Annotated in this window: 18 protein-coding genes and 2 riboswitches; of the genes, 5 read left to right on the forward strand and 13 right to left on the reverse strand. The window is 65.7% G+C overall.

The window, feature by feature from the left end; genetic code table 11:
- Nucleotides 1–14 precede the first annotated feature (14 nt).
- The 5 genes from gcvPB to SSO01S_RS07505 form a co-directional block, all read right to left on the reverse strand.
- Complete coding sequence (gene gcvPB / locus SSO01S_RS07485) at nucleotides 15–1,586, reverse strand: aminomethyl-transferring glycine dehydrogenase subunit GcvPB (RefSeq protein WP_066797485.1); 1,572 nt, start codon at nucleotides 1,584–1,586, stop codon at nucleotides 15–17.
- Nucleotides 1,583–2,941 carry an aminomethyl-transferring glycine dehydrogenase subunit GcvPA gene (gcvPA, locus tag SSO01S_RS07490; RefSeq protein ID WP_066797487.1) on the reverse strand — a complete coding sequence of 453 codons (1,359 nt, stop codon included), beginning with the start codon at nucleotides 2,939–2,941 and terminating at the stop codon, nucleotides 1,583–1,585. The genes gcvPB and gcvPA overlap by 4 nt, the downstream gene beginning before the upstream one ends.
- A 122-nt stretch (nucleotides 2,942–3,063) precedes the next feature.
- The gene (gene gcvH, locus SSO01S_RS07495; RefSeq protein ID WP_066797490.1) at nucleotides 3,064–3,435 is read right to left on the reverse strand and encodes a glycine cleavage system protein GcvH; all 372 of its coding nucleotides are present in this window, start codon (nucleotides 3,433–3,435) and stop codon (nucleotides 3,064–3,066) included.
- A 3-nt stretch (nucleotides 3,436–3,438) separates the two neighbouring features.
- Entirely contained in the window at nucleotides 3,439–4,602 is a 1,164-nt protein-coding gene (gcvT, locus tag SSO01S_RS07500) for a glycine cleavage system aminomethyltransferase GcvT (protein ID WP_083942895.1), read from the reverse strand.
- A gap of 68 nt (nucleotides 4,603–4,670) precedes the next feature.
- Nucleotides 4,671–4,764: riboswitch (glycine riboswitch) on the reverse strand.
- A 1-nt stretch (nucleotide 4,765) separates the two neighbouring features.
- Nucleotides 4,766–4,859, reverse strand: a riboswitch (glycine riboswitch).
- 74 nt (nucleotides 4,860–4,933) lie between these two features.
- Complete coding sequence (locus SSO01S_RS07505; RefSeq protein WP_066797493.1) at nucleotides 4,934–5,542, reverse strand: hypothetical protein; 609 nt, start codon at nucleotides 5,540–5,542, stop codon at nucleotides 4,934–4,936.
- A 132-nt stretch (nucleotides 5,543–5,674) separates the two neighbouring features.
- On the opposite strand from SSO01S_RS07505, the gene ispH reads away from it, so the two are divergent.
- Genes ispH through rnhA form a run of 3 tightly spaced genes read left to right on the forward strand, consistent with a single transcriptional unit; the run spans nucleotide 5,675 to nucleotide 8,012 of the window.
- Nucleotides 5,675–6,628, forward strand: a complete 954-nt coding sequence (gene ispH / locus SSO01S_RS07510) for a 4-hydroxy-3-methylbut-2-enyl diphosphate reductase (RefSeq protein ID WP_066797496.1) — start codon at nucleotides 5,675–5,677, stop codon at nucleotides 6,626–6,628.
- Entirely contained in the window at nucleotides 6,628–7,572 is a 945-nt protein-coding gene (gene thrB, locus SSO01S_RS07515) for a homoserine kinase (RefSeq protein ID WP_066797500.1), read from the forward strand. The genes ispH and thrB overlap by 1 nt, the downstream gene beginning before the upstream one ends.
- Nucleotides 7,569–8,012, forward strand: a complete 444-nt coding sequence (rnhA, locus tag SSO01S_RS07520) for a ribonuclease HI (protein WP_066797503.1) — start codon at nucleotides 7,569–7,571, stop codon at nucleotides 8,010–8,012. The genes thrB and rnhA overlap by 4 nt, the downstream gene beginning before the upstream one ends.
- A gap of 6 nt (nucleotides 8,013–8,018) precedes the next feature.
- Here rnhA and SSO01S_RS17200 read toward each other — a convergent pair whose 3' ends face one another.
- A complete protein-coding gene (locus tag SSO01S_RS17200; protein ID WP_083942896.1) occupies nucleotides 8,019–8,195 on the reverse strand; it encodes a YegP family protein in 177 nt (58 codons plus the stop codon).
- Nucleotides 8,196–8,240: 45 nt separating this feature from the next.
- The gene (locus SSO01S_RS17880) at nucleotides 8,241–8,657 is read right to left on the reverse strand and encodes an acyl-CoA thioesterase (RefSeq protein ID WP_281178684.1); all 417 of its coding nucleotides are present in this window, start codon (nucleotides 8,655–8,657) and stop codon (nucleotides 8,241–8,243) included.
- Nucleotides 8,658–8,851: 194 nt separating this feature from the next.
- Here SSO01S_RS17880 and manD point away from each other — a divergent pair, with 194 nt between their 5' ends.
- The gene (gene manD, locus SSO01S_RS07530) at nucleotides 8,852–10,063 is read left to right on the forward strand and encodes a D-mannonate dehydratase ManD (protein ID WP_066797506.1); all 1,212 of its coding nucleotides are present in this window, start codon (nucleotides 8,852–8,854) and stop codon (nucleotides 10,061–10,063) included.
- A gap of 225 nt (nucleotides 10,064–10,288) precedes the next feature.
- A complete protein-coding gene (locus SSO01S_RS07535) occupies nucleotides 10,289–10,840 on the forward strand; it encodes a hypothetical protein (protein WP_066797508.1) in 552 nt (183 codons plus the stop codon).
- A gap of 39 nt (nucleotides 10,841–10,879) precedes the next feature.
- On the opposite strand, the gene SSO01S_RS07540 is transcribed toward SSO01S_RS07535, so the two are convergent.
- From SSO01S_RS07540 to SSO01S_RS07565, 6 genes are read right to left on the reverse strand one after another with little or no spacing between them, the layout of a single operon-like run.
- Nucleotides 10,880–11,611 carry an extensin-like domain-containing protein gene (locus SSO01S_RS07540; protein WP_066797510.1) on the reverse strand — a complete coding sequence of 244 codons (732 nt, stop codon included), beginning with the start codon at nucleotides 11,609–11,611 and terminating at the stop codon, nucleotides 10,880–10,882.
- Nucleotides 11,608–12,351, reverse strand: a complete 744-nt coding sequence (locus SSO01S_RS07545) for an NUDIX hydrolase (RefSeq protein ID WP_066797512.1) — start codon at nucleotides 12,349–12,351, stop codon at nucleotides 11,608–11,610. Before SSO01S_RS07545 ends, SSO01S_RS07540 begins: the two co-directional genes overlap by 4 nt.
- A 28-nt stretch (nucleotides 12,352–12,379) precedes the next feature.
- On the reverse strand, nucleotides 12,380–13,396 hold the full coding sequence (locus tag SSO01S_RS07550) for an SMP-30/gluconolactonase/LRE family protein (protein WP_066797514.1): 1,017 nt from the start codon (nucleotides 13,394–13,396) through the stop codon (nucleotides 12,380–12,382).
- Nucleotides 13,397–13,407: 11 nt separating this feature from the next.
- Nucleotides 13,408–14,754: a GntT/GntP/DsdX family permease gene (locus SSO01S_RS07555; protein WP_245646649.1), complete on the reverse strand. Its 1,347-nt coding sequence runs from the start codon at nucleotides 14,752–14,754 to the stop codon at nucleotides 13,408–13,410.
- A complete protein-coding gene (locus SSO01S_RS07560; protein WP_066797516.1) occupies nucleotides 14,751–16,985 on the reverse strand; it encodes a glycoside hydrolase family 3 N-terminal domain-containing protein in 2,235 nt (744 codons plus the stop codon). Before SSO01S_RS07560 ends, SSO01S_RS07555 begins: the two co-directional genes overlap by 4 nt.
- Complete coding sequence (locus SSO01S_RS07565) at nucleotides 16,982–18,094, reverse strand: Gfo/Idh/MocA family protein (RefSeq protein ID WP_066797518.1); 1,113 nt, start codon at nucleotides 18,092–18,094, stop codon at nucleotides 16,982–16,984. The genes SSO01S_RS07560 and SSO01S_RS07565 overlap by 4 nt, the downstream gene beginning before the upstream one ends.
- Between the last annotated feature and the right edge of the window lie 328 nt (nucleotides 18,095–18,422).

Below are 18,422 nucleotides of genomic sequence, written 5' to 3' on the forward strand. Positions count from 1 at the left end.
TAACTCCTGAGCGGCTATTCCGCTGCTTGCGCCCCGACAGGCTCTTTCCATGCCAGCACCGGCTTGCGGGCGGCCAGCGTCTCGTCGAGACGGCGGCGCGGCGCGAAATGCGGCGCGGTTCGGATCGCGGGGTCGCCGCCCTTAGCGCGTTCGGCGACCGAACGGAAGGCATGGATGAACTGGTCCAGCGTCGCCTTGCTCTCGGTCTCGGTCGGCTCGACCAGCATCGCGCCGTGGACGACGAGCGGGAAATAGACCGTCATCGGATGATACCCCTCGTCGATCAGCCCCTTGGCGATGTCGATCGTCGAGAAGCCCTCGGGCAGGCCCTTATCGCTGAAGATCGCCTCATGCATGCACGGGCCCGACTTGGCGAAGGGCGCGTCGAGCACGTCTTCCATCGAACGCAGGATGTAATTTGCGTTGAGCACCGCATCCTCGGCAACCTGGCGAAGGCCATCGGCGCCGTGGCTCAAGATGTAGGTCAGCGCGCGGGTGAACATGCCCATCTGGCCATGGAACGCGGTCATGCGACCGAAGCTGCCGGCATGATGCTCGCCCGCCGTCTCTTCCTCGACAAGGCGGAAGCCGTCCGCGGTCTTCTCGACAAAGGGCAGCGGCGCATAGGGGGTGAGCGCTTCGGAAAGCACCACCGGACCCGAACCCGGCCCCCCACCGCCATGCGGGGTGGAGAAGGTCTTGTGGAGGTTGATGTGCATCGCATCGACGCCCAGATCGCCCGGGCGGACCCGCCCGACGATCGCGTTGAAGTTGGCGCCATCGCAATAGACATAGCCGCCCGCCGCATGCACCGCATCCGAGATCGCGCGCATGTCGCGCTCGAACAGGCCGCAGGTGTTCGGGTTGGTGATCATCACGCCCGCGATATCCGGCCCCAGCCGCGCCTTGAGCGCTTCCAGATCGACACGGCCATCGTCGGTGGCGGGAATATCCTCCACCGTGAAGCCGGCAAAGGCCGCAGTGGCAGGGTTCGTGCCGTGCGCCGAAATGGGCACCAGCAGGATCTTGCGAGCCTGCTCGCCGCGCGCATCGAGCGCCGCGCGGATCGCCAGCACGCCGCACAGCTCGCCGTGCGCGCCGGCCTTGGGGCTCATCGCCACCGAATGCATGCCGGTGAGCGTGATCAGCCAGTGCGCGAGCTGATCGATCACCTCGAACGCACCCTGGCAGGCGTCGACCGGGGTCAGCGGGTGCAGGTCCGCAAAGCCCGGAAGCCGCGCCATCCGCTCGTTGAGGCGCGGATTGTGCTTCATCGTGCACGAGCCGAGCGGGAACAGGCCGAGATCGATCGCGTAATTCTGGCGGCTGAGGCGGGTATAATGCCGCACCGTCTCGGGCTCGGACAGGCCGGGAAGGCCGATATCCTGGTGACGCTCAAGGCCGCCAAGGCGCGAGGTGCCTGTAGGCGCATCGCCGAAATCCACGCCGGTCTTGCTGATCGAGCCGATCTCGAAGATCAGCGGCTCTTCCAGCATCAATGCGCGGTTGCCGGTCGCGGTGGCGGCGTTGCTCTCGCCAGCCTCAGGGGTGGTCGGGCGCCAGCCGCTTGCGTTGATATTGCTCATGCCAGCGCCTCCCGGAGCGCGGAGGCAAGCGTCTCGACGTCCTCCTTGGTAGTGGTTTCGGTGACCGCGACGATCAGGCCGTTCGCGAGCGATGCTTCGCCCGGATAGAGCCGGCCGAGCGACACGCCCGCAAGGATCCCCTTCGCCGCGAGATCGCGAACCACGGGGCGCGCCTCCTTCGAGAGCTTCAGCGTGAATTCGTTGAAGAAGCGGGGCGTCACCAGCTCGACACCCGGAACCCCCGCCAGCACCTCAGCAGCGGCGGAGGCCCCGGCATGGTTGATCGCTGCAAGCTGGCGCAGGCCCTTTTCACCCAGCAGGGTCATGTGGATCGACCAGGCGAGCGCGCACAGCACCGAGGAGGTGCAGATGTTCGAGGTCGCCTTTTCGCGGCGGATATGTTGCTCGCGCGTCGAGAGCGTCAGCACGAAGCCGCGCTTGCCCTCGGCATCCACCGTCTCGCCACAGAGGCGGCCGGGCATCTGGCGGACCAGCTTTTCGGAGCAGGCGAACAGGCCCACATACGGCCCGCCAAACTGGAGGCCGACGCCGATCGACTGGCCCTCGCCCACGACGATGTCCGCGCCCATTTCGCCGGGCGACTTGATCGCCCCCAGCGCCACCGGCTCGGTGACCACCGCGACGAGCAGCGCCTTCTTGGCGTGTGCGGCTTCGGCGAGCTTCGACAGATCTGCGATACGGCCGAGGATGTCGGGATATTGCACGACGACGCACGAGGTATTGTCGTCGATCTGCGCGATCAGATCGTCCGTGTCAGGCGTTGCGCTCAGCGTCGGGATCGAGGTCACAAGCTGATCGCCGGTGAACTTCGCCATGGTGTTGGCGACCGACACGTAATGCGGATGGAGCCCGCCCGAGAGGATCGCCTTGCCGCGCTTGGTAACGCGGCGGGCCATCACGATCGCTTCCCAGCATGCCGTGGAGCCATCGTACATCGATGCGTTCGCGACGTCGCAGCCGAGCAGGCGCGCAACCTGCGACTGGAACTCGAACATCATCTGCAGCGTGCCCTGGGCGATTTCGGGCTGATACGGCGTATAGGCCGTCAGGAATTCGCCGCGCTGGATCAGGTGATCGACGCTGGCGGGAACATGATGCTTATAGGCCCCTGCCCCCAGGAAGAACGGCGCATCGCCGGCCGCAAGGTTCTTCTTCGCCAGCACGGTCATGTGGCGCTCGACGGCAAGCTCGCTGGCATGGAGCGGCAGGCCGTGGATCGGGCCATCAAGCTGGGCAACGCCAGGGACGTCGACGAACAGATCGTCGATCGACCTGGCGCCGATGACGCCGAGCATTTCCTGGCGATCGGTTGGGGTAAGGGGCAGATAGCGCATGACGATTTCCCAAAGCCGTAGCCGTCACCCCAGCGAAGGCTGGGGTCTCAGGCGGCAAGCGCGACGGCTGCGACGTCGCGCCAGGTGGCACGAGATCCCGGCTTTCGCCGGGATGACGGTAGTTAGAGCTTGCTCACGAACTCGGCGTAGGCGCTCTCGTTCATCAGGCCTTCGACCTCGCTGGCATCGCTCAGCGTGATCTTGAAGAACCAGCCATCGCCTTCGGGGTCTTCGTTGACCAGTTCGGGCGTGTCGGCCAGCGCGTCATTGCCTTCGAGGACGGTACCGGAGACGGGCGAATAGACGTCCGACGCGGCCTTGACCGATTCGACGACCGCAACGTCGTCGCCCTTGGAGACTTCCTTGCCCGCATCGGGCGTCTCGACGAACACGATGTCGCCAAGCTGGCTCTGGGCATATTCGCTGATGCCGACGGTGCCGATGTCGCCATCGACTTCGACCCATTCATGATCTTCGGTGTAATAGCGGCTCATGGGTCAGGCTCCCTTTCTGACATAGCGATGGGGGACGAAGGGCATCTGCACGACCTCCGCAGTGTGGATCTTGCCGCGCTGGACAAGGGTGATCTTGGTGCCGACCACCGACTGGGCGACCGGGACATAGGCCATGGCGATCGGCTTCTGCACGGTCGGCGCGAAGCCGCCGCTGGTCACGCGGCCGACTTCGCTGCCCTCGGCATCCAGCACCGCCGCGCCTTCGCGCACCGGCTGGCGGCCATCGACGATAAGGCCGACGCGCTTTAGGATCGGGCCGGTCTCGCGCTCGGCCATGATGCGCTCGTAGCCGGGGAAGCCGCCTTCCTCCCGGCGGCGCTTCTTGAGCGCGAAACCCAGAGACGCGGAGACCGGGGTGGTCTCGGTATCGAGATCATGGCCGTAGAGCGGGAGATCGGCCTCCAGCCGCAGCGAATCGCGGGCACCCAGGCCGATCGGCTTGGCCTCGGGCGCAGCGACAATCGCATCGGCGAGCGCCTCCACGGCACCGGTCGGCACCGAAATCTCGAATCCGTCCTCGCCCGTATAGCCCGAGCGGCTGATCCACAGATCATGACCCTGCCACTGGAACAACCCGCCCTGCATGAACACCAGCGCATCGACGCCGGGGATCAGGCGGGCGAGCACGACCGCCGCTTTCGGCCCCTGCAACGCCAGCAGCGCATGTTCGTCGAGATAATTGATCTCGATCTCGTCAGGCAGATGCTCACGGAAATGGGCGATATCGTCCCATTTGCAGGCACCGTTGACGACCATGTAGATCGAGCCGTCATCGCGCCTGGTGAGCATCAGATCGTCGAGGATGCCGCCATTTTCCGCGAGCAGCATCGAATAGACGGGATGGCCCGCCTTCGCGGCAGCGATATCGGCGGGCATCAGCGCCTCGAGCGCGGCTTCAACGCCTTCGCCGGAGAAGATGAGCTGCCCCATGTGCGACACATCGAAAAGCCCGGCATGTTCGCGCGTCCAGAGATGCTCGGCCATGATGCCTTCATACTGGACCGGCATCTCATAGCCCGCGAAGGGGACCATGCGGCCACCGCGCGCGCGGTGCCATGCGTCGAGCGGAAGCAGGGCGAGCGGGGGTTCGCCCTCGCCGCCTTCGGGATCGCCGCTGAGTTCCTGATCCTGGACTTGCTGGCTCATCACATTCGCTCCGGCGGCAGAAATGGAACGACGAACCGGCGTGACCGCTCACGCTCTGATCCATCGCCCCCTCTGTCACGGGAACCTGAGAGCTTTCACTCCGGCTGCCCGGAGCTTACCCCTTCGGTGACCGCCCCCTGCGGAGCGGTGCTTTCCAGAGTGTCGTGCCTGCGCGGTCCCTGGTGCCTGAGAGATTCCGGGGCGGTTGCTCCTTCGGCGGTGAAGCTTGAAGCCTCACACTCTCCCGCGCGTGCCTATCGACCGGGGCAGCCTTGGCGGCGGCCCTGAGTCGAGTCAATCGCCGAATGCCGCAATGCGGCAGCAGCGCTTATCAACGCGTCATATTGTACCGGAGCTGCTCTTCAGTCAGCTGGAAGCCGACCAGTGCTTCGAACGTGGCGGAAAGCACCGCGCCGCGCACTGCGGGATCGGCGAGCGGATCCATCGCCGCTGCTTCCTGCCCGGCCTTGCGCTTTTCGGTCAGGCGCTTGCGGACGTCATCCGGAATCGTCGCCGCAGCGCGATCAACGCGGCTGGTCGCGACGCCCTTGGCGCTGGCGCGAGTCTGGCCTGCCTCGAAATGCACGGTGACGCGATCGACGCTCTTGGCGACGACGTTGGTGCCGCCGCGCACCACGGTGATGAAATAGGGCAGGCTCACGTCGCGCGGGCCGGCTGCATCGCGCCGCGTGGCGAGCACGTCGAAATTGACGGTGGTGACGATTTGCTCGCCCGCTTCGTCGCAGGTCGAGGTCACATTGGTGAGCGTCGCGACCACGTCGATGGCGGCGGCGTCGCGGCTGGCGGGCGGGTCGAACTGGGTGACGTCGCCCGTGCCCGCAGGAACGCCGACGCGCGGGCAGGCCGAGCGCAGCGCAGTGATGCCACCATCGGTGATCTCGCCAGTACGGCTGCAACCGCCTGCGGCGAGCAGGATCATGGCGGAAATTGCGAGCTTGCGAACCAAGTTGGGGGCACCTTTCGAAACGCTATCCCGGACAGGCCGGAAACGGCGGGCACCATAGGAACCACCTTCCGCCCGCGCAAGCAATCGCGTAGAGGCTGGCGCGCAATGAACGCTCCCCAGAAGCCCGTCCTCGAAGTTCGCATCGCCGCGCCGCGCGGCTTTTGCGCAGGCGTCGACCGCGCGATCCGCATCGTCGAGCTCGCGATCGAGAAATATGGCGCGCCCGTCTATGTCCGGCACGAGATCGTCCACAACAAGTTCGTGGTGGATACGCTGAAGGGCAAGGGCGCGATATTTGTCGAGGAGCTGGATCAGGTTCCCGATGGCGTGCCCGTGGTCTTTTCCGCGCATGGCGTGCCCAAGGCGGTGCCGGCCAAGGCGATCGAGCGCGGTCTCGAATATCTCGACGCCACCTGCCCGCTCGTCTCCAAGGTCCATCGGCAGGCGGAGCGGCTCGTCGCGGCCGGGCGTCACATCCTGTTCATCGGCCATGTCGGCCATCCCGAGGTGATCGGAACGTTCGGCCAGGTGCCGGAAGGCGCGATGACGCTGATCGAAACGCCGGCGGACGCCGAAGCGGTGTCGGTCGCCGATCCCGGCAATCTCGCCTTCCTGACCCAGACGACCCTCTCGGTGGACGATACTGCGGCCACATTAGCGGTCCTGAAACGCCGTTTCCCCGCGATCCTGGCCCCCGGCCCCAACGACATCTGCTATGCGACCACGAACCGCCAGGGCGCGGTCAAGGCGATCGCGAGCGGCGTCGATCTGATGCTCGTGATCGGCGGAATGAACTCCTCCAATTCGCTGCGGCTTGTCGAGGTCGCGGAGCGGCAGGGCACCACCGCCTATCTGATCCCGCGCGCTGGGGACATGGATTGGGAATGGCTGGCGGGCGTGGGCACGCTGGGGATCAGCGCAGGCGCGTCCGCGCCCGAGCTGCTGGTCCGCGAACTGATCGACCGGCTTTCCGAGCGCTATGACGTGATCGAGCGCGAAGTGGAGACGATCGAGGAGAATGTCGTCTTCAAGCTGCCCCGGGGGCTGGAAGCGGCGTAATGGCGGTTTACACGCAGGTCTCGGCGGAAGCGCTGGGAGCCTTTCTCGCCAGGTTCGACGTAGGCCAGCTCGTTTCGGCCAAGGGGATCGCCGAGGGCGTCGAGAATTCGAACTATCTGGTCGACACCACGACGAGCCGCTTCATCCTGACGCTATACGAAAAGCGCGTCGCGGCGGACGACCTGCCCTATTTCATGGCTTTGCTCGATCACCTCGCGGCCAAGGGCCTGCCGGTGCCGCCCGCCGTGAAGGACCGGTCGGGGACGGAGATCCATGAGCTGGAAGGGCGCCCCGCCTGCCTGATCCGCTTCCTGCCGGGTGTGTCGGTGACGACGCCCACCCCGGCGCAGGCAGAGGCAGCGGGTGCCGCGCTCGGCCGCATGCACGCCGCGCTGTCCGATTTCACGCTCGACCGGCCCAACACCATGGGCGTCGACACCTGGCAGGCGCAGTTCGAGCGCTGCGGCCGCGATCTCGACACGATCCAGCCCGGCCTGTTCGACAGCGTCGCGCGCGCGCTGGAGCGCATCCTTGCGCGCTGGCCGCGCCATTTGCCGACCAGCGCGATCCACGCCGATCTGTTTCCCGACAATGTGCTGATGCTCGGCGACGAGGTAACCGGCCTCATCGATTTCTACTTCGCCTGCACCGATATCCGCGCATATGATTTCGCGGTGACGCACGGCGCATGGGCGTTCGACGCGACCGGGCGGCATTATGATCCGGCGATCGGCAAAGCGCTGCTCCGGGGCTATCCTTTGGGCGGCGAAGAGCGCACCGCGCTGCCGATCCTGGCAGAAGGCGCGGCTCTGCGCTTCCTGCTCAGCCGCGCCTGGGACTGGCTCAACACGCCTGCCGATGCGCTTGTCACCAGGAAAGATCCGCTCGCTTATCTGCGGCGGCTGGACTTCTACGCGACGAACGGCGACGCGCTGTTCGCATGAGCGAACTCCCCCATGTCGAAATCGCCACCGACGGCGCGTGCAAAGGCAATCCCGGACCCGGAGGCTGGGGCACGTTGCTGCGTATGGGGGGCATCGAGAAGGAATTGTCGGGCGGCGAGAAGCTGACCACCAACAACCGCATGGAGCTGATGGCCGCGATCCAGGGGCTGAAGGCGCTGAAAAAGCCGTGCCGCGTCACGCTATCGACTGACAGCCGCTATGTGATGGACGGGCTGACCAAGTGGATCCATGGCTGGATGAAGAATGGCTGGCGCACAGCCGCCCGCCAGCCGGTCAAGAATGCCGACCTGTGGCAGGAATTGCTTGCGGCGGCGAAGCCGCACCGGGTGGAGTGGGTCTGGGTAAAGGGCCATGCCGGTCACCCCGACAATGAGCGGGCCGACCGGCTGGCAAGCGACGCGGCGGACGCCGCGCGCTAGGCGGAATCAGCTATTGTCTTCGACCGGCGCGTCCGGGCCGTTCTTCTTGATCGAATCGATCGCGTTCTGCGCCGAGGCCTTGCTCGAATAGCCCTCGGTCGAGAACATGGTCTCGCTGTTATATTTGAAACGGACGCGGAACTCGCCGGCCTTGTCCTTATAGATCTCGAACTTGTGCGCCATCTTGTACTCCTCTCCTTACAACCCGCGCCGGCGCGCCAATCGCGCTCAGGATCCGTCGCTCTTGGCAACGAAGAACCGGTCGATCACGTCGGTCGCCAGCCTTGCCGGGCGCAGCGTCGTGGCGTCCAGGCAGCACCAGCTCGATTTCACTTCGGCAAGCACCTCGCCGCCGCGCTTGATCACGGTCTCGTAGAATGCCCGCGCGCCCTGCACCTTTTCGAGCAAGACGGTGGCGACAACTTCGTCGTCGAGGAAGGTCGGGCGGCGATAGGTGATCTCGTGCTTGAGCGCGACCCACAGGTGCTGCGCAACTGCCTCGACCGGCGCGATATGCTGCCAATGGGCGATGACCGCAGCCTGCACCCATTTGAGATAGGAGGCGTTGTTCACATGGCCCATGAAGTCGATATCCGACTGCTCGACATCGACCTGGAAATCATAGGGAAGAGCGGCTGTATTCACGGACGGCGAGTATAGCCTGACGCGCCCGTAAAGGCGACCAAAATCCGCAGAAATCTTGGAGTTTTCCAAAAGCTTCGGTTGACGTAGCGGCAATCGCCCATCCCACACCCCCGGCCCGCATCGCTGTCGCGAGACTTGCAGCGAAGCGGCGCGGGCAGTAGCCATAATTGTCTGACTATAGCGGAGAGGTCCTTTTGCCCCGTATCACCAATGCCCGCGTCATCGTGACGTGCCCGGGCCGGAACTTCGTCACGCTCAAGATCGAGACGGACGAGGGCGTCCATGGACTGGGCGACGCGACGCTCAACGGCCGCGAGCTGGCGGTGGCGAGCTACCTGACCGATCACGTCATTCCCTGTCTGATCGGGCGCGACGCGCACGCAATCGAGGATATCTGGCAGTATCTCTACAAGGGCGCTTATTGGCGGCGCGGGCCCGTGACCATGTCGGCGATCGCAGCGGTCGACATGGCGCTGTGGGACATCAAGGGGAAGGTTGCCGGGCTCCCGGTCTATCAGTTCCTGGGGGGGGCCAGCCGCGAAGGCTGCATGGTCTATGGCCATGCCAATGGCAGCGATATCGAGGAGACGATCGAGCGCGCACAGGAATATCTGGAGCAGGGCTACAAAGCGGTCCGTCTGCAATCGGGCGTGCCGGGCATCGCCACCACCTATGGCGTCTCGGGCGAGCGCTTCTATTACGAGCCCGCCAAAGGTTCGCTTCCCCAGGAGACGGTCTGGTCGACGTCCAGTTATATGCGTCACGTGCCGAAGCTGTTCGAAAGGGCGCGCGATGTGCTGGGCTGGGATGTGCATCTGCTGCACGATGTCCATCACCGGCTTACCCCGATCGAGGCCGGACGGCTGGGCAAGGATCTGGAACCCTATCGCCTGTTCTGGCTCGAGGACACGACCCCCGCCGAAAATCAGGAAGCATTCCGGCTGATCCGCCAGCACACGACCATCCCGCTCGCCGTGGGCGAGATCTTCAGTTCGATCTGGGACGCGAAACAGCTGATCGAAGAGCAGTTGATCGACTATATTCGGGCAACGGTGGTCCATGCCGGGGGCATCACCCATCTGCGGCGGATCGCCAGCCTGGCCGACCTCTATCAGGTGCGTACGGGCTGCCACGGCGCAACCGATCTTTCACCGGTCACGATGGCGGCGGCGCTCCATTTCGGCCTGTCGGTGCCCAATTTCGGCATCCAGGAATATATGCGCCATTCGGCGGAGACCGACGCGGTGTTCCCGCATGGCTACCGGCTCGAATCGGGGCTGATGCATCCGGGCGATGCGCCGGGGCTCGGCGTGGAGATCGACGAGGAACTGGCCGCGAAATACGAATATAAGCGCGCCTATCTGCCGGTGAACCGGCTCGAAGACGGCACCATGTTCAACTGGTGACGATCGTTCCGGGGCCGCATCCGGAACTCAACTTAGTTGCGCAAAGGCATCACTCCACAAGCTTTTAGCGCGCGGGCCCTCGGCTCGTCGCAACCCATGTTGCGCCGCAGCAGCTTTGCCGCTCCAATCCTGAACAGGGGCGAACAAGTCGGTTAAGCGGCGTGTTAACCAATATGCCGCATGATCGATTTCGGAGGGTTGGTTACCGGGCGGGAGTCGAAGAGCATGGGCGCTAGGATGAAACCGGCAGAAGGCGCGATGACGCTGGCCGAGATGAAGGAATTTGCCGGGTTCAGCGCGGCAACGCAGCGTTACGTGCGCCGCAGCCTCGACATCGGCCTTGAGCGCGACGACGCATTGGAGCGCTGGTCGCGCGACACCACCGAAGCCGCCAGCATCCGCGCCCAGGCACGCATCTATGACCGGCTGGAGGAAGTCCGCGCGCTGATGCCCGACGATGCCGATCTCGCTTCGGTCGAGCCGTTCATGGCACCGCTCATCACCATCGCCGCATTCGATCTTGGCCAGGGCAGGATCACCAGCTTTTCGGCGTTCCGATTCCTGTATGAGCGGCTGATCGGCGCGGAGGTTCGCCCCTGGCTACCGGCGGCGTTCTGCGCCGCGGCGGCCCTGCCCCATCTGCACCCCGATCTGCGCCGCAAGCTGCTCCAGTCGATCAGCGAGGCAGCGGCGACGGCGTCGGGCTGGTCAAACCGCCAGCCGGCTTTCTTCCCCCAGTGGGTGGAAAAGGTGGACGGCGCGGCGCTTTCGAGCTGACGATCTATTCCTCTCCCGCTCCGCGGGGGAGGAACCAAATTACCGGCAAGTCCGCCAGCCCATCTCGCCCCGCGCGGCCTGATCGAAATGCAGGTGATCGCGGTGCGCGGCATTGTAATCGGGCGAGAGCACCGTTGAGAAAAGCCGGCATCCGCCCGTGCGCACCTCGCGCAGGAAGGCAGCCTTGGCACCGCCCTTGTCCCAATCGTCGAGCACGCTGATCCTCGTGCCGTCCGACAGGCGGAACGCAGCCACGTCGATCGCATCTGCGGTGGCGTGTTCGCTCCAGTCGCCCGCGCTGCGCCCATAGATCCGGCGGCACGAATAGCTGCCAAGATGATCGATCCGCGTCACCTGCGCGCCCAGATGGCGCTGCGCTGCAGGCTGTACGACGTTCCATTCCCACATCGCCAGCGCGGCGGCGACCGGGCATGAGGTGACAAGCCGTGCCGGGCTGTAGTCGATCTGCTGCGCGCCGCCCTGTTCAAAACGAAGGCCGTCCGAATAGCCGCATTGCCCCTCGCCCTTCACCGGCGGAAGCATCGCGTAGCGCACGCCTGCGCGGCGCAGCAGCGCGCGGCATTGGGCATAATCGCCGGTCAGCCCGGCAAGCTTGCGCCCGGTGAAGATGCCGATCGGTTCGCCCAGATCGAGGCGGGTCCAGGGCAGATCCTGCGTACGGCCGCGCAGCACGGCGAAGCCGAGCAGCAGCGCGCCCGCGACAAGCGCAAAGATCAACACCGCCGTTACCGCCTGCCTGACTACGCTCACCCCCGCTTTACCTCGGCCAGAGGCTGGGCAGTGATGGGATAGCCGAGATCGTCGGGAATGCAGAGATAGCGCTCGCCGCCACGCTCTTCGATCCACGGCGTGACGGTTCGGATTTCATGCGCTCGCGCATCGGCGACGGCATCCGCAAACGAGCCGAACAGGGCAAGCCGATCCAAATTGCGGCGCGTGGGAAAGATGATCTTGGCGTCGCCGCGATCGGCCGCGTCGAGCACGGCGCGCGCGCTGGCCCAGAAGACGCGAACATTCTCGTTGCCGTCCACCACGGGTTCGGCGCCTTTGGGGGCACGCGCGAGGTAAAAGCGCGTGTCGAACACCTTATGCGTCACATTGTGCGGCAGCCAGCGCGAAAAGGGGATCAACTCCTCCAGCCGCAAATGCCCCCCCGCTTCGGCGAGAAGCTCCGCCAGCGGCTCGCCTGCATAAAGCCGGCGGCCAAGGCCCGAGATCGCCCGCGCCGACACATCCAGGCCCACCGCGACGCCCGCTTCCTCCAGCGTCTCCCGTACCGCAGCGATCCGTGCCGCGAGATCATCGGTATCTCCGCCCAGCATCGCCGCCAGCGCATGATCGGCCGGATCGACGCGGCCGCCCGGAAATACCAGAGCGCCGCCCGCGAAAGACATCGCTGCCGCACGCTCGACGAACAGCAGTTCTGGCGCGCTATCGCCTTCGCGCATCACGATCACGGTCGCGGCAGGAATCGCCTCGGGTTCGGCCATGCCCCCGCTTAGGCCGGGGAGGCCGTCCTCACCAGCCCTTGGCCTTCAACCGCACCTTTGCGACCATGTCGTGCGAGGTCAGGAACAGCGTCTTGCCATCCTCGCCGAAGCAGCAATTAGCGATCGCCTTGCCCGTCGCGATCCGGCCGAGCTTCTTGCCCTCCGGCGACAGCACATAGACCCCGCCCGGGCCCGTCGCGAAGATACGGCCCGCAGCATCGACCTTCAGCCCATCGGGCAGACCGGGCAGCTTGGCCGCGACTTCCGCGCGGAAGTCGGCGAACAACCGCCCTTCGTCCATCGCCGAGCCGTCCGCAGCGAGATCGTACACGCGGATCTCAGGACGGTCGGGATCGGACTGGGCGACGTAGAGCCGGCTCAGATCGGGGGAGAGCGCCACGCCATTGGGGCGCTTCATGCTGCCGTCGATCAGCGAAACCTCGCCGCCCGCCGCCGGCACGCGGTACAGACCGTTGAACGCGGTTTCCTTGAGCGGCGAATCATCGCCCTTCTCGAAGCCATAGGGCGGATCGGTGAAGTAGATCATGCCGCCGCGCCCGATGGTCAGGTCGTTGACGCTGCTGAACCTTTTGCCCTGGTAGCGATCGGCGATGATCGTCTTCTGCCTGGTCTTGAGATCGATGCGGGCAACGGCGCGGGTGCCGCTGTCGGCGATCACCAGATCGCCCTGCGCATCGATCGCCATACCGTTTGCACCCGCCTCGCGCACGCCAGCGGGGATCGGCCCGGCAAGGCCCGAGGGGCGCAGGAATTCGGTGACCTGCCCGCCCGGTTTCCACTGATAGCAGACGTTCGACGGCGGATCGTTGAACAGCAGATAGCCGCCCTGCTTTACCCAGACCGGCCCTTCGGCCCATCTGTAGCCGGTGCCCAGCACTTCGATCGGTGCATTCGCGTCGACCACCGCGTCGAATGCCGGATCGAATTTGGTGATGCTGCCCACCGTTTCCGCCTGCGCGAGGCCGGGGACAAACGGTGCGGCGGCAATGCCGGCCAGAACGGCGCGGCGTGTCGTTCGGATCATTGCACTTCCTCTCACACGAAATTCCAGAGCAGCGCGGCCATCGCGAAGATCACGGCGCCGGCGATGGTCGCGCACAGCGTCCAGCTGCGGAAGGTCTGCGCCTCGGTCAGCCCGAGATACTGCTTCACCAGCCAGAAACCGGTATCGTTGACATGGCTGGCGATCGAAGCGCCCGCGCCGATCGCTACGGTGACCAGCGCGACCCGGCTGGGGGAGAGCGCGGCGGCGGAGATGAGCGGCGCGGCGAGGCCTGCCGCGGTCACCATCGCCACGGTAGCGGACCCCTGTGCGATCCGCACGAACGCTGCGAGCAGGAAGGCGAAGACCAGCACCGACAGCTGCGCAGAGGCGACGGCGGCGGTGACCTGCTGCCCCGCCCCGCTTTCGATAAGCACCTCCTTATAGGCCGCGCCCGCCCCCACCACGAGCACCATCAGCCCGGCCGGTTCCAGCGCGCGGGTCATGATCTTCGAAATCGTATCGAGCGGGGCATCGACGCGGAAGCGCAGCCAGGCGGTGACCGAGAGCGTCGCGAGGATCAGCGCGGTGAAGGGATGGCCGATGAACTGGAGCGTCGCCTTGACCGGGCCATCGGCCATGAACTGCCCCGCGACCGCGGCGAGCAGGATCAAAGCGAGCGGCACGAGCGTTGCGACGAGGGCGGGCCAGAAGCCGATCGCGGCGGTCTGCGGTGCGCCTTCGTCGAGCATCGGCGGCGGCGACTGATCGCCCCAGCCGGGCGCGCCATGCGCCAGCCGCGCATAGACCGGCCCCGCGATGATCGCCGCGGGAATGCCGCAGATCAGGCCGTAAAAGGCGAGCAGTCCATAATCGGTGCCGATCAGTTCCGCTACCGCGACGGGCCCGGGATGTGGCGGCAGCAGCGCGTGCATGGTCAGCAGGCCGGCGAGCAGCGGAAGCGCGAAATAGGTGATGCGGCGATCGGCGCGCACCGCGAGCGTGGTCAGCAGCGGCGCCAGGATGATGAAGGCAACGTCGAAGAAGAGCGGGATGCCGACGATGATGCCCACCGCCGTCAGCGCCCAGGGGATACGCCGCTCGCCAAAGGCATCGAGCAGCCGGTGCGCGATGGCGTTTACGCCGCCCGACGCCTCCAGCAGCCCGCCGAGTATCGCGCCGAGGCCGATGACGACCGCGACGAAGCCCAGCGCTTCGCCCGTGCCCTTGCGCACCGCCGCGATCACCGCCTGCGGATCCGCCCCGAACGCCAGCCCCGTCAGAAGCGCCACCAGCAGCAGCGCCAGGAAAGGCTGAAGCTTCACGCGCAGCACCAGCACGATCACGGCGGCAATGCTGACCGCCACGATCAGCAGCGTGTTCCACGGTTCACTCATCATGCGATTTCCACCTTGGTCTCGATCGAGGCTGCGGGCGCGACGGTCGAGCCGGGCCGGGGTCTTTCTATGATGTTGAGCGCTGCGCGGGCGCGAATGTCGTCTGACGAGCTTCCGACCATCAATTCCACCCGGCCGCCGGGAACGGTCCATGCTCCCTCGACCCAGGCGGCAACCTGGGCGTTGGTGAGTGTGAAGGTGACGCGCTTGGTCTGACCGGGTGCGAGCGTGAGACGAACGAAGCCGCGCAGTTCCTTGACCGCCCGAGCCGGTATTGCACGCGGGATGCGGATATAGAGCTGGACCACCTCGTCAGCCTCCACCGCGCCGCTGTTGGTCACGGGGATCGTGATCCTCGTGCCCGCCGCGCCGAGCGTCTGGGCGCTCAATTCGATGGCGCCATATTCGAAGCGCGAATAGCTCAGCCCATGCCCGAACGGGAAAAGCGGGCCGATATCCACGTCGCGGTAACGCGCGCTGTCGATCGCGAAATCGGGGTTGGCGGGACGCCCGGTCGCCTGATGCGCATAGGTCATCGGCATCTGTCCGGTGACGCGCGGCATGCCCATCGGCAGTTTGCCGCCGGGCGAGACCTTGCCGGTGAGGATATCCGCGATGGCTGGCCCGCTCTCGATGCCGAGGAACCAGGTCTCCAGCACCGCGGGGATGCCCTTGAGCGCCGCTTCGAGCGCCATCGGCCGACCGTTCATCAGCACCGCGACGATGGGCTTGCCGGTCGCCTTGATAGCTTCGACCAGTGCCGGCTGGTTACCGGGAAGCCCGATATCCGATCGGCTGCGCGCCTCGCCCGAGAGATCATAATCCTCGCCGATTGCCAGCAACACGATATCCGCCCGCTTCGCCGCCGCGACCGCCTTGGCGATATCCTTGCCATCGGCGAACTCGGCTGACGGAAGCGCAGTGCGCAGCGTCACGGCATTTTCGGGTAGCCCGCGCGCCCGCCACGATCCCAGCGTCGTCGATGCATCGTCCGCCAGAGCACCGATCAGCGCGAGCTTGGCACCCGCCTTTAGCGGCAGCACGCCGCCCTCGTTGCGCAGCAGGACGATCGAACGCTGCGCCAGATCGCGGGCTGTGCGCCGGTCCAGCGGCGATTTCTCCTGCGCCGCATCGCCAAACGCATAAGGATCGTCGAACAGCCCAAGCCGCTCCTTCGCCGCGAGAATGCGTTCCACCGCCTGATCAATCATCGGCAGCAGTTCCGGCTGGTCTGCTGCAGCCGCCGCCAGATATCCGGCATAGGTGTCGCTCGCCATGTCCATGTCCACCCCGGCGCGCAGCGCGAGCGAGGCGGCCATTGCGGGCGTGTCAGCGATACCATGTTTGATCAGCTCCCGGATCGCATTCCAGTCGCTGACCATGATGCCCTGATAGCCCCAGCGTCCGCGCAGCATGCCGCCGATCAGATCCCGGTGCGCGGTCATCGGCACGCCGCCTATATCGTTGAACGATGCCATGAAGCTGCCCGTGCCCGCCTGCATCGCGGCGTAAAAGGGCGGCATATAGACTTCGTGGAGCGTGCGATCCGAGATATCGGCGCTGTCATAATCGCGCCCGCCCGCCGCCGCGCCATAGCCGACGAAATGCTTGGCGCAGGAAAGGATGCCGACGCGGCGCGCGGTGCCATCGGGCTCAAAGCCCTTCACCCGCGCCACGGCCATGCGCGATCCGAGATAGGGGTCCTCCCCCGCTCCTTCGACCACCCGGCCCCAGCGCGCGTCGCGGGCGATGTCCACCATCGGCGCGAAGGTCCAGTGCAGTCCCGCTGCCCGGGCTTCCTCGGCAGCAATCCGCGCCGCCCGCTCCGCAGCCTTGAGGTCCCAGCTCGACGCCAGCGCAATCGGGACGGGCAAGGTGGTGCGGTATCCGTGGATCACGTCCATGGCGAAGAGCAAGGGGATCTTGAGCCGCGATTCGGTGACCGCAACGCGCTGCAGAGCGTGCAGCGGCTCGGCCCCGGCGACGTGCAGGAACGAGCCCATCTCCCCCCGTCGTACCCGATCCAGCATCGCCGCATCGAGCCGCGAATTGAGCGCGCGCTGCCGCCCGCCCGGGATCTGGGTCATCTGGCCGAGCTTCTCCGCCAGCGTCATCTCGCCAATCAGCGCCTTAACGCGCTTGCTCGGCCCGGCAAGCGCCTGCGCGAACGCCATCGGCGCCATCGCGCTGCCCGCCAGCATCGCGGCGGCTGCAATCACATCGCGACGGTTCATGCGGTGAGCTTCACGGCGCGGCCTTCACGCGCGCTGCGATAGATCGCTTCGATCAGCCGCATGTCGCGCAGCCCCTCCTCGCCCGATACGATCGGCTCGCGTCCGCTTACCGCGCATTCGGCGAGATGATCGAGCTGGCCGACGAACTGGTTCTTGGCCGGTTCCGGCAGAACGACCTGCTCGGTCTTGCCGTTGGCGCGGGTCCACATCTGGTGATTGGTATAGGGGGTGGCCGGCTCCATCCCCACCCAGCCCTTCGTGCCGGTAACGCGGAACGCATTATGGCCAGAGCTGTAGCTGGACACGCAATTTGCGATCAGCCCCGATGGGAAGCGCATCTGCCAGTCGATCCGATCCTCGACATTCTTGAAGCGCGGATCGCTCCTGTCGGTCGATTCCATCGCGCTGACTTCGATCGGCTCCTCACCCGCCAGATACCGCGCGGCGTTCAGGCTGTAGATGCCGATATCCATCATCGATCCGCCACCGGAATAAGGCCGATCGAGCCGCCACTGGTTCGGCTGCGCGTAAAAGCCGTGTTCGGACGTGATCAGCGTGGGCCGGCCGACAAAGCCCGTCTTCACCAGATGGATCGCGTGCAGGTTATGCGGTTCGAAATGGCAGCGATAGCCGATCATCAGCTTGCGACTGGCCTTCTTCGCGGCAGCAATCATCGCCTCGCATTCGGCGGCGGAAACCGCCATCGGCTTCTCGCACAGCACGTGCTTGCCCGCCTGGCTGGCGCGGATCGAATATTCCGCATGCATCGAATTGGGCAGCACGACATAAACCAGGTCGATGTCTGGATTGTCCTTGATCCGATCGTAATCGGCATAGGAATAACGGTGCGTCTTGGGGATGCCGTATTCCGCGCCATATTGCTCCAGCTTGGCGGGGGTACCGCTGACCAGCGCCTTTAATTCGGCGAACTCGCAGTCCTTTAGCCGGGGCATGATCTGGCGCGTGGCGTAGCTGCCCAGCCCCACGATCGCATAACCCAGCTTCCGCTTCGGCGGCTCCGAACCCCAGGCCATGCGCGGCAGAGTCGCGCTTGCCAGTCCTGCGCCCAGCCCCCCCAGCAAATCGCGCCGCGTGCCGATGATGGCCATGCTCCCTCTCCCCAAGATTCGCCCGTCGGCGTCGCGCCAACGTCATGCCCGGTCGACTTCGCGTCAATCCCGACCTTGGTAGCGCTACCACCAATTAAATGCGCCGCAAAGCCGATCTGGGAGAGCGAGGATGGACGAGCGGCTATCCTCAGCTGGTGGCGACACCGCCAGGCCGTAGCGGACGCTGATGGGCGGTTTCGTCATAGCGAACGGCGCACCCCTCCCACCCGTCACCCCAGCATAAGCTGGGGTCTCGTGCGATGGCGCTACGCAGGAGCCGCAAGCGATGCCACCCTCCGCTGGCATGGCGGGTGGGCAGAGTGACCGG

It is taken from the genome of Sphingomonas soli NBRC 100801, assembly GCF_001591025.1.
GTDB lineage: Bacteria > Pseudomonadota > Alphaproteobacteria > Sphingomonadales > Sphingomonadaceae > Sphingomonas > Sphingomonas soli.

Bases quoted from the DNA above. Each gene is read 5' to 3' on its own strand.
- SSO01S_RS07555 (WP_245646649.1), bottom strand. From the start codon at position 14,754: ATGATGAGTGAACCGTGGAACACGCTGCTGATCGTGGCGGTCAGCATT.
- gcvH (WP_066797490.1), bottom strand. From the start codon at position 3,435: ATGAGCCGCTATTACACCGAAGATCATGAATGGGTCGAAGTCGATGGC.
- SSO01S_RS07545 (WP_066797512.1), bottom strand. From the start codon at position 12,351: ATGGCCGAACCCGAGGCGATTCCTGCCGCGACCGTGATCGTGATGCGC.
- thrB (WP_066797500.1), top strand. From the start codon at position 6,628: ATGGCGGTTTACACGCAGGTCTCGGCGGAAGCGCTGGGAGCCTTTCTC.
- gcvPB (WP_066797485.1), bottom strand. From the start codon at position 1,586: ATGAGCAATATCAACGCAAGCGGCTGGCGCCCGACCACCCCTGAGGCT.
- SSO01S_RS07550 (WP_066797514.1), bottom strand. From the start codon at position 13,396: ATGATCCGAACGACACGCCGCGCCGTTCTGGCCGGCATTGCCGCCGCA.
- ispH (WP_066797496.1), top strand. From the start codon at position 5,675: ATGAACGCTCCCCAGAAGCCCGTCCTCGAAGTTCGCATCGCCGCGCCG.
- SSO01S_RS07560 (WP_066797516.1), bottom strand. From the start codon at position 16,985: ATGAACCGTCGCGATGTGATTGCAGCCGCCGCGATGCTGGCGGGCAGC.
- rnhA (WP_066797503.1), top strand. From the start codon at position 7,569: ATGAGCGAACTCCCCCATGTCGAAATCGCCACCGACGGCGCGTGCAAA.
- gcvPA (WP_066797487.1), bottom strand. From the start codon at position 2,941: ATGCGCTATCTGCCCCTTACCCCAACCGATCGCCAGGAAATGCTCGGC.
- SSO01S_RS07535 (WP_066797508.1), top strand. From the start codon at position 10,289: ATGGGCGCTAGGATGAAACCGGCAGAAGGCGCGATGACGCTGGCCGAG.
- SSO01S_RS17200 (WP_083942896.1), bottom strand. From the start codon at position 8,195: ATGGCGCACAAGTTCGAGATCTATAAGGACAAGGCCGGCGAGTTCCGC.
- SSO01S_RS07505 (WP_066797493.1), bottom strand. From the start codon at position 5,542: ATGATCCTGCTCGCCGCAGGCGGTTGCAGCCGTACTGGCGAGATCACC.
- SSO01S_RS07565 (WP_066797518.1), bottom strand. From the start codon at position 18,094: ATGGCCATCATCGGCACGCGGCGCGATTTGCTGGGGGGGCTGGGCGCA.
- gcvT (WP_083942895.1), bottom strand. From the start codon at position 4,602: ATGAGCCAGCAAGTCCAGGATCAGGAACTCAGCGGCGATCCCGAAGGC.